The sequence below is a fragment of the Microcystis sp. M090S1 genome, from assembly GCF_020246295.1.
Lineage (GTDB): Bacteria > Cyanobacteriota > Cyanobacteriia > Cyanobacteriales > Microcystaceae > Microcystis > Microcystis aeruginosa.
On record NZ_JADBTF010000462.1, the window covers coordinates 1 to 13,880 of the forward strand.

Here is a 13,880-nt window from a genome sequence, read left to right on the forward strand (position 1 = left end):
GCCAAGCTTTTCTGGTCGGAACCCCCTAAGCCGAGTTTTCAAGGTGCTGCGCCGTCCACTTGGTTTTCGAGACTGGCCTTTTAATTCTAACGTAAAGCCAACCTAGAACGGCGGGGTTTCAGACCCAAAATTTCCGATGAGATTTAAGGCCCCTCCTGCCGCTTTTCGCTCACAATGGGGATGATCGAGCAGAATAATCCCTAAATTATTAATTGCCTGTTCTATCCAATCCTCAGAGGTGGCACTGACTAATAAATTAATCTTTCCCATCGTCGCTGATTCCAATTTGCTGCATCTTTCACCCTAACCCAAAAAGTCGAACATTTGCCGAAAAAAGCAGACTTTGCCATTCTAAAAGTACAGGAATCGGGATGTTAAGATGACGGGGAGCCTCTAGGGGTAGGGAAAGTTCGATCGCTTCAGTAACGGGTAGCTGCGGTAAGATATCCTGCATCTCGTATTGACCGACGTTAGCTGCTGGTGATTTTTCGGCAAAAGCATCCTTAGCCGCTAAAATTTCGCCTTTAGCTGTCGTTATCGTCAATCTTTCTCCATGGAGAAACTCAATCCCTTCAGGAAATCCCACCAAGCGCAAACTCATTTCTAGGGTTTCCCCATCCTTAATTCGTTTGAACAACACCACCTGCCAAGGACTACCTGTATCATCGCGCAAACTATGACGGGATTGATACAACAGCTGCCCCGGCCCTTCTAGCTGTTGTCGAGTTAGAGCTAGTGCAGACAAGGAAAAATCAATCTCAAAGCTGATAAACAGCAAAAAACTCACGAGAACACAAAATAATAATAGAAATCGTTTCATAACTTTATTGACATAACAGATAAAATATGATATAAACTTTGTCCCTTTAGCCAAGCTAATGCAATTGTATCGCCATATAGTTATACTAACATAATGTTTAAAAGGGATAGGAGAGTGGGCAGCGCCAGAGCTAGGTCGGGGAAGTTTGAGCATTTGTACTAAAATTTCCAATATGCAGTTTAAATGCAGTACAGCTGAGCAAAAACTAAGGACACGGCTTCTGTGATAGCCTAGATGATCGGTGAAGCATAAACACGGCCAATCAATCAGATGGATTTTTTACTGGAAGTCGGTACAGAAGAACTACCCGCAGATTTTGTCGATAGCGCGATCGCACAATTGCGGGAAAGAGTTAGCAAGAGTTTAGAGACGGAATCTCTGGACGCGACTGCTATTCAAGTTTACGCAACCCCGCGCCGTTTGGCCGTGTTAATCACAGGATTACCGAGGGAGCAAGAAGCTCGCAGCGAGGAGATAAAAGGACCGCCAGTTAGTGCCGCCTACAAAAATGGCAAAATTACCGCTGCTGGTGAGGGTTTTGCTCGAAAACAGGGAGTTAGCACCGCTGCTTTCTCCATTCGTGCCACAGACAAAGGAGAATTTGTCTATATTGAAAAAACGATTCCAGGTCGTCAAACAGCCGAGATTTTAACTGAATTAATTCCCCAATGGATTACCCGTTTGGAAGGAAGACGTTTTATGCGTTGGGGAGATGGAGATTTAAGATTTCCCCGGCCAATTCGTTGGTTATTAACTTTAGTGGATGGGGAAGTTTTGCACCTAGAATTAATTAATGGCTCTACCACTTTAACCAGCGATCGCTTAACTTTTGGTCATCGCATTCTACACCCGCAATCCTTAGCCATTAGTCATCCCCAAGCATATTTAACCAGTTTGCGCTCGATTTTTGTGGAAGCGGATCCGCAAGTGCGTCAACAGATAATTACCGCTCAGATTACCACCCTGGCCAAAAAACTCAAGGGAGTGGCAGAAATTCCCGCAGATTTATTAGCAGAAGTGACTAACTTAGTCGAATATCCCACGGCAATTGTCGGCAAATTTGACGATGAATTTCTGGAATTACCCCCGGAAGTAATTATTACCGTGATGGTGACACATCAGCGTTATTTCCCGGTCAAAACTCCACAGGGTTTGTCACCCTATTTCATCACTATTTCCAATGGCGATCCCCAGAAATCTGAGATTATCTCCGCGGGAAATGAAAGGGTTATCCGCGCGCGGTTAGCCGATGCCAGATTTTTCTATACTGCCGATTGTGATGAACCCTTAGATAGTTTCCTTCCTCAACTGGAAACCGTCACTTTCCAAGAAGAATTGGGAACCATGCGCGATAAAGTCGATCGGATTATGGAAATTGCCCAGATGATCGTCGAACAGTTAAATCTCGATGAACAAAGTCGCAGTGATATAGAGTCCACTGCCATGCTTTGTAAAGCGGATTTAGTTACCCAAATGGTTTACGAATTTCCCGAATTACAGGGAGTAATGGCCGAAAAATATGCTTTAATTAGCGGTGAATCGGCTGTAGTTGCCCGGGGCATTTTTGAACATTATCTGCCTCGCAATGCTGGGGATATACTCCCGGAAACAATAACTGGTCAAGTGGTGGGAATTGCCGATCGCTTAGATACTTTAGTCGGTATTTTTGGACTGGGAATGCTGCCCACTGGTTCCTCAGATCCCTTCGCTCTCCGTCGGGCCGCCAATGCAATAATTAGTATTATCTGGTCAGCCGATTTTAATATCAATCTTTTGGCATTAATTGAGCAAATAGCTCAGGATTTTGTCACCAGTCATCCCGATAAACCTAACCCGGCAAATCTGATTAAAGATTTCTTTTTACAACGTCTGCAAACTCTCTTAATTGATGATTTGAGGATAGATTACGATCTCGTTAATGCAGTTTTAGGGGAAAACGATCCAGAGTATAAGTCTCGCGCTTTAGAAAATTTATTAGATACCCGTGAACGCGCTCGCTTTTTATGCCAAATTCGTCAGGATGGTCAGTTAGCCAACATCTATGAAACCGTCAATCGCTCGACCCGTTTGGCACAAAAAGGAGATTTAGATACAACCACCCTAGAAACCAAGGGAATCATCGATACGAAGTTATTTGAACAATCCTCCGAACCAGCATTTTATGACGCTTTAATTGCCCTAATTCCCGAAACTATCCGCGCAAGAGAGCAAAGAGATTATCAGCGTCTTGTCACTGCTTTAACAGCAATTTCTCCCCTGGTGGCTGACTTTTTTGATGGCGAAAATAGTGTGTTAGTCATGGCAGAAAAAGAATCTGTCCGTCGCAATCGTTTAAATCTGTTGGGTTTACTGCGAAATCACGCCCGAGTCCTAGCAGATTTTGGGGCAATTGTCAAGGGATAATTCAGTTATCAGTTATCAGTTATCAGTTATCAGTTATCAGATTTGAGTTTTCAGTGGACAGTGGTAATCAGTGAGCAGTTGTCAATAGACTACCTTTATTGATTCTCCCCATCACCCCATCACCCCACTTCCCCATCTCCCCATCCCCCCACACCCCACACCCCATCTCCCCATCACCCCACACCCCACACCCCACACCTCCACTGATTAATGCACACTGATAACTGAAATGGCCGATTCTGAACTACAGCAACAAGTCCAAAGATTACATCGACTGACGGTATGGGGTCGTTGGTTATTCGTGTTGGGTTGTTGGTTAGGGATTGGTTCGGCGAGTTTATGGGTTTTATGGGATGATATAGCCTTAATGCGGCAATATTTTACTTGGACAGCCCTTAGATACGCTTTAGCTTTCAATTACTGGCCTTCTATCGGTCTAGCCTTTTGTCTTGCCATTACAGGAGCAGTGTTAGTCTGGCAAAGTCGCAACATTATTTTAGGACTTTCCCCCAGAGAAAAACTGCGCTTAGAGCAACGGGTGCAGAAAATTCGGGCCGAAGGGTCGCGTCATCCCCTCTGGCGCTGGATCTTAAAAAGCAGGGAAAAAGACTTACAATGATAAAGCTTTGCTGAAAGCTGACGGCTAGAACCCCCACTAGATATAATTCTTTACTCAAAAACTATTGACTTTTGAATCAACTTATGACCGTGACTCCCCAAGCTCCTCCGAAAACTCGCCGCGTGGTTTTTCCCTTCACCGCTATTGTCGGCCAGGAAGAAATGAAATTATCCCTAATGCTCAACGTCATCGACCCCAAAATTGGCGGGGTGATGATTATGGGGGATCGAGGTACGGGAAAATCGACCACAATTAGGGCTTTAGCCGACCTTTTACCAGAAATTGACGTAGTTGCTAACGATCCCTTTAATTCTGACCCCAATGATCCCGATTTAATGAGCGATGAGGTGCGGCAAAAGGTGGACGAGGCCATCCCCTTGACCATTGCCAAGAAAAAAGTCACTATGGTAGATTTGCCCCTCGGTGCGACGGAGGATCGGGTCTGTGGCACGATTGACATCGAAAAGGCCCTGTCAGAAGGGGTAAAAGCTTTTGAACCTGGTTTGCTGGCCAAAGCTAACCGCGGCATTCTCTATGTGGATGAAGTTAATTTACTTGACGATCACCTCGTCGATGTGCTATTGGATTCGGCCGCTAGTGGTTGGAATACGGTGGAACGGGAAGGAATTTCCATCCGTCACCCGGCCCGGTTTGTTTTGGTGGGATCGGGCAATCCAGAAGAGGGAGAATTGCGCCCACAACTGCTCGATCGCTTCGGAATGCACGCCGAGATTCACACCGTCAAAGAACCACCTCTACGGGTCAAAATCGTGGAACAGCGTGCGGAATTTGATGGCAATCCCCTCTCGTTTTTAGAGAAATATAACTTAGAACAGGAAGAACTACAAAGAAAGCTAGTGGAGGCCCAAAATCTTTTGCCTTCCGTTGAGCTTGATTATGATCTGCGGGTGAAAATTTCCGAGGTTTGTTCCGAGTTGGACGTGGATGGATTGCGCGGCGATATCGTTACCAATCGCGCCGCTAAAGCTCTGGCCGCTTTGGAAGGACGGACAACTGTGACGGTAGATGATATCCGTCGGGTAATTGTTCTCTGTTTACGTCACCGTTTGCGGAAAGATCCCTTAGAATCGATCGATTCTGGTTATAAAGTCTTGAAAGCTTTTAATCGCGTCTTTGGATTAGAGGAAAATTCCTAAATCTAATTCACCCTCTCCCCGAAGAGAGGGTTTTTGACTGGATTTAGAGATGAAGGCCAAAAAGGGCTAGATGTGGCCAAATAAGCTAGAATTTTATCGATCGCTGTTATTCTCTGGGGGAATGTCGATGTGGGTTGAAAGTATAACACTCGAAAACATTAAATGCTTCCAGAATCAAGAGATTAAATTTATTCGTAATCCCAATAATCAACGTCATTGGCGTGCTAAACCTTATCATTGGATCACTTTATTAGGAGAAAATGGAGTAGGAAAAAGCACGATTTTACAGGCTTTGGCTTTACTGCTCGCGGGACCGGAAGCGGCCAAAGAATTATTACCACGTCCGACCGGTTGGATATGTAATCCCAAGACACCGGGTAAATTAACCGCAGTGCTTCATCAGGAAGATGGGGATGCGGGAAAATTTGGTATGGATAAAACTCGAAAAACTTTTGCTTATTCCTATTTTGTTACAGGCAAGGAAAGGTTAGAGTTAGGAGGCAGTAAGGACAAACAAACCTATACAGAACCAGCATTAATCGAAGAAAATACTAAAATTTTAAGTTGGTTGCGAGCCAATGCTTTTGCCTCCGATAATCATGGTTGGTTTGCCGTCGGTTATGGAGCTTTCCGTCGTTTGACACGAGTGAGTCAAGTGATCATTCCTAGTCTTGAACCCCCGAAACGCTCTAGCAACTTTTTCAGCCAATTTAATGAGGATACATCTTTAAGTTCTTTTGAGAGATGGATGGTGTATTTAGATTATCGAATAGCCAAAAATCCTGAAGATAGTCAAGCCAAACAAATGAAAAAAATCGGCGAAGAAGCAATTACTAAACTGTTACCCGGTAATGTAGAAATTGCTGAAGTAACTGCCGATGGCTTGATTCAGTTTCTAGTTAACGGTCAAAAAGTTCCAACCATTAGTTTATCCGATGGTTTTCGGAGTATGATTGCTTTAGCCGGGGATTTAATTTGGCGATTATTACAATCCTTCCCCAATCTAGATAACCCCACAGAGGCTTCTGGAGTCGTCTTAATCGATGAGTTAGATATTCATTTACATCCTTCTTGGCAAAGGGAAATTGCTGGATGGTTACAGGAAGTTTTTCCCAAGCTTCAATTCTTTGTCGCTACTCATAGTCCTTTAATCGCTGCCGGTGCGGGGCCAAATTCTTTCACCCTACGAATCGATCTGGTAGAGGGTGAATCAGAGATTGTAGAAATTCCTTATAAAGAATTAGCGGCTAATGTTGATCGTACTTTAACAAGTGCTGCTTTTGGTCTGAAATCAACCTATCCCACTGATACAGACAATAAAATTAAGCGTTACCACCAACTAAATCGTAAAAAAAAAAATCTGGCGGCAGAAGAAAAGCAAGAATATGAACAACTGTCATTATTTGTTCGAGAAGTTAAACCCTTTAGCGAAATTATTCAACCTAATAGTTTAGAATCCCGAATTGATGCCTTACTAGAGGAGCGTTTATCTTGATTCCTGTCACGAGAATATCAAAGCCACCCGTATTAGCTAAAAATGCCGCTCGTTGGCTAGAGGCTTTAGAATCAATAAAATCAAACAACAAGGCAACTAAAGCTCAAATTAACCAAGCACAAAATAAATACCGTCATCGGGAAGTTAAAGACGCATTAGTTAAAATGTTTAATGGGAAATGCGCTTACTGTGAAAGTAAGATTATAGTGGTAACTTACGGAGCGATCAAACATTTTTATCCAAAAAGCCAGTATCCTGATCTGACTTTTACTTGGGAGAATTTACTTCTTTCTTGTGATAAATGTAATGATGCCAATCACAAAGGCACAAATTTTCCTCTCGATGATATCACGGGAAATCCTCTGTTAATAGACCCCACGGATGGAGTAACCGATCCGAATGTACATCTTGAATTTGTTTGGGATGAAATGGCAAAATTGGCCAGTGTTTATGGTCGGGATCGGCGTGGTCAAATTGTTGAAGATTTGTTCGATATCAATGGTATGCGTGGACGAAAAGAATTAATCAACCATCGTAGTCAATATATTAAAAGATTGTTAGCATTATTACGTTTCGCAAAACCAGGAGACTCGGAGGCTTTATCTTTACTGCAAGAAGCTTGTCAATCGGGAGCGGAATATTATGCTTTTGCTAGTATTTATATACGGCCTCATTTGCCTCCCTAAAATCAAGGGTAATTATTATCTACAGTCTGAAAAACAAAATTTCTCGCTTATTATTCTCACCTTACTTGATATTTATGTCTCGTCCTGTTGTTTATTTTGCCGTTACTAATCATGGTTTTGGCCATGCTGTCCGTAGTGCTTCGGTGGTAGCTAATATTATTGAACTCAATCCCGAAATTTTGCCGATATTAGTCACCACTGCTCCGCGCTGGTTATTAGATTCCTATATATCCGGAGAATATATTCAAAGACATCGGGGGTTTGATGTGGGGGTAATCCAATCGGATAGTTTAACGATGGATAAATTAGCTACCAAAGAAAAACTAGAACAAATAATTGCTCAATCAAGGTCAATTATTGCCAGTGAAGTTAATTTTATTAAAACTAATCGTGTGGGTTTAGTTGTGGCCGATTTACCGCCTTTAGCGGCACTAATTGCCAAAAGTGCGGGGCTTCCTTGTTGGATGATCGGTAACTTTGGCTGGGATTTTATCTATCGTGATTGGGGTGAAGAATTCACCAGTATTAGTGATTGGATCAGTCGTTGTTATAATCAATGCGATCGCTTATTTAAACTGCCTTTAGCAGAAGCAATGACAGCATTTCCTCACGTTAGCGAGGCAGGTTTAACCGGAGGTACACCCCGCTACAGTGAAGAACAATTGCGACAGGAATTTAAGCTAAATACCCCTAAAGAAAAAACTATTTTATTGAGTTTTGGTGGGTTAGGATTAGAAGCAATTCCCTATGATAACCTCGCCAGTTTTCCCGATTGGCAATTTATCACTTTTGAAAAAAACGCGCCCGAACTGCCCAATTTAGTCCGCTTACAGGATAAACCAGATCGGAGCTATCGTCCCGTGGATTTTATGCTCCTGTGCGATCGAATTATTTCCAAACCGGGATATAGTACCTTTGCCGAGGCTTTCAAATTAGAGGTTCCGATTGTTTCCCTAATGCGAGAAGGTTTCGCCGAATCAGCGATTTTATTGGCTGGAATCCAAGATTATAGTTATCATCAAATTATTAGCAGTGAAGAATTTTTTCAAGGTAATTGGGACTTTTTACGCCAAGCCCCCCAACCGCCACGACTAAAGGTTAAACTGGCTAAAGATGGTGCAGAATCGATCGCTCGCTCTATCGTAGAATACTTTGAGAGGCATTAAATTACGAACAGCTTATCAGCCTCGAAATCGTCAAAAATACGGATAACCCCCCGGGGAAAGTTGACGGCGAACCTGAGCATAGAACTAGGGAGACAGAAACAAGATCGGGCAGAAAGCCGATACTTGTTACAATAGTTTACAAATCACCCTGCCCCGTCACCGAACTATGTCCGAACAGATGATCTCCCCAGAGACGCAAAACCCAGAAGCGATTACCGTTGAAGTGCAGCCCGTCCATATTCCCGAAGAGCATCGGGAAGATATTGGTCCCATGGATGACAACGTAGCCGAGAGTTGGCGCTACAATCCCCAAGTTATTAACGACTATTACCATCGGCGACCTCTAGACGTTTTGGGGAGATTAATCGAAATTGCCCTGCCGGTTTTATCTTTTCTCATCGGTATCTGGTGGGATAAACTGCGGGGAAAATCGCCGAAAAATGAAATTAGACGGGCCGTACAATTGCGGGAAATGTTGACCAAATTGGGACCGACCTATATTAAGATCGGTCAAGCTCTCTCTACCCGGCCTGATTTAGTACCGCCTTTATATTTAGAAGAATTAACCACTCTCCAGGATCAAATCCCCTCTTTTCCTAACGAAATTGCCTATCGTTTTATCGAAGAAGAATTAGGTTATTCTCCCGAGGAAATTTACGCAGAATTATCCCCCAATCCCATAGCGGCAGCTTCCCTAGGACAAGTTTACAAAGGTAAATTAAAAACCGGAGAGAGAGTCGCCGTTAAAGTACAGCGTCCCGATTTGATTCGCTGTATAACTTTAGATGTGTATATCATGCGTAGTTTGGCGACTTGGGTGAAAGGTAATATTAAAAGACTTCGCTCCGATTTAGTGGCAATTACCGACGAATTAGCCGCTCGTATTTTTGAAGAAATTAATTATCTTCACGAGGGACAAAACGCCGAAAAATTCGCTCAACTTTATGGTCACATTGCCGAAATTTACATCCCCAAAATCTACTGGAAATATACCGGGAGACGGGTTTTAACCATGGAGTGGGTGGACGGCACAAAATTAACTAATATCAAAGAAATTCAAGCTCAGGGTATTGATGCCACCCACTTAGTTAATGTGGGGGTGCAGTGTTCTTTGCGTCAATTACTTGAACACGGATTTTTCCATGCGGATCCCCACCCGGGTAATTTATTAGCGACTCCCGACGGTAAATTAGCTTATCTTGATTTCGGCATGATGAGCAATATTGAACCCTATCAACGCTACGGTTTAATCGAAGCGGTGGTGCATTTAGTCAACCGGGATTTTGAGTCTTTGGCCAAGGATTACGTTAAGTTAGACTTCCTGTCACCAACTACCAATTTAGAGCCAATTGTTCCCGCTTTTTCGGAAGTTTTCGGTAATGCTTTAGGGGCGAGTGTGGCAGAATTAAACTTTAAAAGTATCACCGATAAAATGTCGGCGATGATGTATGAGTTTCCCTTTCGAGTTCCTGCCTATTATGCCCTGATTATTCGCTCGATGGTGACTTTAGAGGGAATAGCAATTGGCATCGATCCTAATTTTAAGGTACTTAGTAAAGCCTATCCTTACATTGCTAAACGTCTGCTCACCGATCCTTCCACGGAGTTGCGAGATTCCCTGCGGGATTTATTGTTTAAAGACGGTACTTTTCGCTGGAATCGTTTAGAAAATCTCTTGCGTAATGCTAAAGATTCTAATGATTTTAACTTCGAGAAAGTCACCGATCAAGCGTTAGATTTTCTCCTTTCAGATAGGGGTATATTTATCCGCGAAAAATTAGTTAATGAGTTAGTGAATGCTCTCGATAACTTCGGTCGTCGCACTTGGTTTAATCTCACGGTTAATTTCCGGGAACAGGTGGGTTTAGCGGTGCAAGAAACTCCCCCAGAATTGTTGGGTGATGCTAAGACTTTCGAGCATCTTCGCAACATCTTTAGTATTTTACAGGAAACGAAAGGATTCGATGCCATGGCTATGGTGCCAGTGATGACTAAACTAATCGCTAAACCCGAAACCCAACAGATGGGACAAAAAATTGCTGAAGGTTTACTACAAAAATCCCTAGCGCGTTTAATTCGTTACTTAGTTCTCGAATTCGATAGACCAAATCATCGGCAAAATGGAGAATTACCGAAAGCTTTACCCGCTGCCGATTAACCTCTGTTCGGGTGAGTTCCACCGACGGATTAAAATCTGAGCATTTCCGATAATAAAGGCCGTGGAATAAATTTCACGGCTCAGAGAAAAACGTTAAACTGTTTTTAAAGTTTTTTTATCCTAGCAGGTTAACGGGGTTTAAAGGTGACTTGTAAACCGTCGCGAGGATGGGGAGTGGGGATAGATGTGAGGGTGAGATCTTGATTGGGGAGTAATTGCCAATCGTATTTTTGTACTAAACGGACGGCTAAAATTTTCATCTCTAAACGAGCGAATTCTTTGCCTATACATTCGCGTAATCCCGCACCAAAAGGGATATATCCGTAGGGTTTTTCCTCGGCTAAAAAGCGATCGGGATCGAAGGTTTCAGGACGAGAATAAATATTATTATCTTTATGGGTATTGGTGATTTGATACTGCACTGTCCATCCTTTCGGCAAATGATAACCGTTAAATTGACAGTCTTCTATTACCCGACGGAATCCTCCTCCCACGGGTGGAGTAAAACGTAAAACTTCTTTTAAAACGCGATCTAAATAGGTCATCTGTTTAAGGGTATCGACGCTTAAAGGAGTGGATAGATCAAAATTAGTTATTTCCTCGAGGACAAGCTGAAAAATATCGGGATGCAGTGCCATTTGTAGGCAGAAAGTGGCGATAGCGGAGGTTAAAGTTTCATGACCAGCAAAGAGTAATAATAGCACTTGATCCTTTAATTCCGCTAAGGATAAACTTTGACCGTTTTCGTCTTTAGCTTGTAAAAGTATAGCAAGAGCATCTTGGCCTGGGTCATCATTTTTTTGTCTTTCTAAAATGATAGTTTCGATCGCTTGCAGTAATTCTTCTCGACAGCGTAATGCTTTGCCAAAAGCTGTCCAGGGAAGGGGAATGGGAAGGGTAAATAGTCCCGCACACCAAGTATCAAAAGCTTCTCCTAATTTGGTAGCAGAACCATGATCAAGACCGACAAATAATTTACAGGCGATATCGAGGGTATAGTTTCTTAATTCAGGATACCATGACAGGGTTTTTGCGGTTTGCCAACGCTCTAAATAGCGAGCGGTAATTGTTTCTATCGTAGGGATATAACTTGCTAGGGACCGGGGTTGAAAAGCTTGATAGATTAAGCGACGACGGGAAGCGTGGACATCTCCTGTATGCACCGCTAAAGATGCGCTGCCGAGGAGAGTTTTGGTACTTTTAGGCCAAGTTGCCGCAAAGTATTTATTCTCGTTGCTGAGGAGAAACCGGTTAGCTTCGGCACCGGATAAAATAATCGTGGGACTGCCAAAAATATGAGTACGGAAAAGTTGACCATATTTATGATGACGTTTGCTGGCAAAATCCCCATCGGTCAAAAAAGCGATTGTTTCTCCTAATAGGGGTAATCCGAAACTGCCGGGGGGTAGGGGTAAATCGTTGCTTATAGTCATCGCTGCCTCTAGGGTAAAACTAATCAGTTGCCGTCGATTAACCCTGTTTATTTTAACCTAAAGCGGCGGAGAATTGATCGCGCAATCTAGCCTAGCAATTAGCGATCGCACTCAGCAACGGTAAGTACCTAAGCAAAGTTAATTACACATCTCACCAGTCAGTCAACAGTAAGAATTGCCGCCAATTGACATTTTTTAAGATCACCGCCATAATTAGGGCTTGCTCAATAAATGTGAAAACCTTGTTGACTAAACCTTTTAGACTTTTTGGTTTCCAAAAAGTACCATATATGGGAGTGATCGGGTGGAAAATTCAGGTACTTTTTCCCTGAAAATTAGGTAATTGACCCCCTCAAAATCGCTAAAACCCTACACCCTACACCCTACACCCCACACCCTGCCCCCAGGAAAAACTTTTTGCCGCAAACCCTAATTAGCCGTTGCTAATAGTAATTCGCGGCAAACGATGCTTAAAACCGCAGAGAATTTCCCAGGATATCGTACCTAAATCCCGCGCCCAATCGTCGGCGGTGATGCACTGCGGGCCATCTTTACCGATAAGTGTGACGATTTCCCCTGTTTTTACCTCTGGAATCTCGCTCACGTCAATCATTAACTGATCCATGGTTATCGCGCCGATTTGGGGTACTAAACGTCCTCTCAGGGATACTTTTAAACGATTGGAGAGATTGCGGGGAATTCCATCAGCGTAACCGATACCGACCACAGCAATACGGGTGTCTTTTGCCGCTATGTACTGATGACCATAACTCACTCCGGAGCCGGCGGCAATGGTTTTGACTTGGGCAATGCGCGCTTTTACTTGCAGGACGGGTTGCAAAGGGACTTTATCGGTGAGATGATCGGCGGGATAAAGACCGTAGAGAGCTAATCCGACTCTAACTCGATCGTAGTGCAGAGATCGATCGCTTAGGGTAGCGGCAGAGTTGGCTAAATGCAGACAGGGGGGATGATAACCTTTTGAGCTTAACTCGGCGATCGCTTGTTGGAATCTTTGCCGTTGTAACTGCATGATCTCGGGATTGGGATCGTCAGCCGTGGCAAAATGGGAGTATATACTGGCAATTTTTAGGTTAGGAGCCTCTAAAACCTGTTCGACGAATTTTGTGCCGTTTTGCCATTGTGTACCTAAGCGAGACATCCCCGTATCTAGTTTGATATGGACCGGCAGCGTCTGCTCTAAGCGTCTCATCACGGTGGCAAAAATTTGCACCTGTTCGATTTGCACCAGGGTGGGTTGCAATTGCCAATGGGCTAAGGCTGCCACTTCTTCCGGGGTGTTCACTGCCCCTAAAATCATAATTGGGGCAACGATTCCCGCTTCCCGTAGTTCGATACCTTCCCCAATAGTCGCGATGGCTAAAGATTGCGCTCCGGCTTCTAAAACGCTGTTAGCCACCTTAACTGCCCCGTGTCCGTAAGCATCGGCTTTAATTACCGCCATTAATTCCGTTTTTGGGGCTAATAAGGCCTTGACTTTTCGCACGTTTTGTTGTAAGGCCGAGCGATCAATCTCTACCCAAGCACGATAGCGAATTGCTTCCGACAATTGATAATCATGACGGTTTTTGGGCGGATTGATAATTTTTGGTTCGATGCTAAACACCACTCGCTCACTCCTTTGCACACATAACCCAATTTATCACAGATGTCGGGGTGAAGACCCTCGTACTGACAGGATGAAACCCCGACCAATATAAAACAGCGAAGCACGATTGCAAAGTTTCACGGCAACCAGAGGGAGACTTAAAGTCTGTTACGGTTTCAGTTAATCCATCAGGAGAATATTTCGCATCTTGTCTTTATGATGATGGTCAGGATTTACCCCAAAAATCATCAGAAGGAAAAGCTATCGGGATAGATGTTGGACTAACCCATTTTGCTATTACATCAGATGGGACTAAACACGGGAATCCTCAATA

At 43.6% G+C, this 13,880-nt stretch carries 10 protein-coding genes and 2 pseudogenes; 8 read left to right on the top strand and 4 right to left on the bottom strand.

The features are described 5' to 3' along the window. Positions 1-120: 120 nt before the first annotated feature. Positions 121-270, bottom strand: a pseudogene (miaE, locus tag IM477_RS20155) (tRNA isopentenyl-2-thiomethyl-A-37 hydroxylase MiaE); the annotation flags it as partial. A gap of 28 nt (positions 271-298) precedes the next feature. Beyond that, positions 299-820 (bottom strand): DUF3122 domain-containing protein, encoded by a 522-nt coding sequence (locus IM477_RS20160; protein WP_287733229.1) that lies wholly within the window; start codon positions 818-820, stop codon positions 299-301. A 270-nt stretch (positions 821-1,090) separates the two neighbouring features. Between IM477_RS20160 and glyS the strand changes: the two genes are divergently transcribed. The 7 genes from glyS (at position 1,091) to IM477_RS20195 (ending at position 10,504) form a co-directional block, all read left to right on the top strand. Further along, positions 1,091-3,223 carry a glycine--tRNA ligase subunit beta gene (glyS, locus tag IM477_RS20165; protein WP_287733230.1) on the top strand — a complete coding sequence of 711 codons (2,133 nt, stop codon included), beginning with the start codon at positions 1,091-1,093 and terminating at the stop codon, positions 3,221-3,223. 229 nt (positions 3,224-3,452) lie between these two features. Then, positions 3,453-3,842 (top strand): hypothetical protein, encoded by a 390-nt coding sequence (locus tag IM477_RS20170; RefSeq protein ID WP_012267367.1) that lies wholly within the window; start codon positions 3,453-3,455, stop codon positions 3,840-3,842. Between the two features lie 83 nt (positions 3,843-3,925). Beyond that, complete coding sequence (gene bchI / locus IM477_RS20175) at positions 3,926-4,999, top strand: magnesium chelatase ATPase subunit I (RefSeq protein ID WP_002760148.1); 1,074 nt, start codon at positions 3,926-3,928, stop codon at positions 4,997-4,999. A gap of 70 nt (positions 5,000-5,069) precedes the next feature. Then, the gene (locus IM477_RS20180) at positions 5,070-6,494 is read left to right on the top strand and encodes an AAA family ATPase (protein ID WP_287733231.1); all 1,425 of its coding nucleotides are present in this window, start codon (positions 5,070-5,072) and stop codon (positions 6,492-6,494) included. Continuing rightward, positions 6,491-7,180, top strand: coding sequence for an HNH endonuclease (locus IM477_RS20185; RefSeq protein WP_287733232.1), 690 nt, complete (start codon positions 6,491-6,493; stop codon positions 7,178-7,180). The genes IM477_RS20180 and IM477_RS20185 overlap by 4 nt, the downstream gene beginning before the upstream one ends. Before the next feature lie 74 nt (positions 7,181-7,254). Next, positions 7,255-8,346 carry a glycosyltransferase family protein gene (locus IM477_RS20190; protein ID WP_287733233.1) on the top strand — a complete coding sequence of 364 codons (1,092 nt, stop codon included), beginning with the start codon at positions 7,255-7,257 and terminating at the stop codon, positions 8,344-8,346. A 166-nt stretch (positions 8,347-8,512) separates the two neighbouring features. Then, positions 8,513-10,504: an ABC1 kinase family protein gene (locus IM477_RS20195; RefSeq protein ID WP_287733234.1), complete on the top strand. Its 1,992-nt coding sequence runs from the start codon at positions 8,513-8,515 to the stop codon at positions 10,502-10,504. Positions 10,505-10,632: 128 nt separating this feature from the next. Here IM477_RS20195 and IM477_RS20200 read toward each other — a convergent pair whose 3' ends face one another. Both IM477_RS20200 and alr read right to left on the bottom strand, forming a co-directional pair. Further along, positions 10,633-11,937: a cytochrome P450 gene (locus IM477_RS20200; protein WP_287733235.1), complete on the bottom strand. Its 1,305-nt coding sequence runs from the start codon at positions 11,935-11,937 to the stop codon at positions 10,633-10,635. A 433-nt stretch (positions 11,938-12,370) separates the two neighbouring features. Further along, positions 12,371-13,567: an alanine racemase gene (gene alr, locus IM477_RS20205; protein WP_287733236.1), complete on the bottom strand. Its 1,197-nt coding sequence runs from the start codon at positions 13,565-13,567 to the stop codon at positions 12,371-12,373. Positions 13,568-13,674: 107 nt separating this feature from the next. Here alr and IM477_RS20210 point away from each other — a divergent pair. After that, positions 13,675-13,880: pseudogene (locus tag IM477_RS20210) on the top strand (RNA-guided endonuclease TnpB family protein); the annotation flags it as partial.

Bases quoted from the DNA above. Each gene is read 5' to 3' on its own strand.
- IM477_RS20160 (WP_287733229.1), bottom strand. From the start codon at position 820: ATGAAACGATTTCTATTATTATTTTGTGTTCTCGTGAGTTTTTTGCTG.
- glyS (WP_287733230.1), top strand. From the start codon at position 1,091: ATGGATTTTTTACTGGAAGTCGGTACAGAAGAACTACCCGCAGATTTT.
- IM477_RS20170 (WP_012267367.1), top strand. From the start codon at position 3,453: ATGGCCGATTCTGAACTACAGCAACAAGTCCAAAGATTACATCGACTG.
- bchI (WP_002760148.1), top strand. From the start codon at position 3,926: ATGACCGTGACTCCCCAAGCTCCTCCGAAAACTCGCCGCGTGGTTTTT.
- IM477_RS20180 (WP_287733231.1), top strand. From the start codon at position 5,070: ATGTGGCCAAATAAGCTAGAATTTTATCGATCGCTGTTATTCTCTGGG.
- IM477_RS20190 (WP_287733233.1), top strand. From the start codon at position 7,255: ATGTCTCGTCCTGTTGTTTATTTTGCCGTTACTAATCATGGTTTTGGC.
- IM477_RS20195 (WP_287733234.1), top strand. From the start codon at position 8,513: ATGTCCGAACAGATGATCTCCCCAGAGACGCAAAACCCAGAAGCGATT.
- IM477_RS20200 (WP_287733235.1), bottom strand. From the start codon at position 11,937: ATGACTATAAGCAACGATTTACCCCTACCCCCCGGCAGTTTCGGATTA.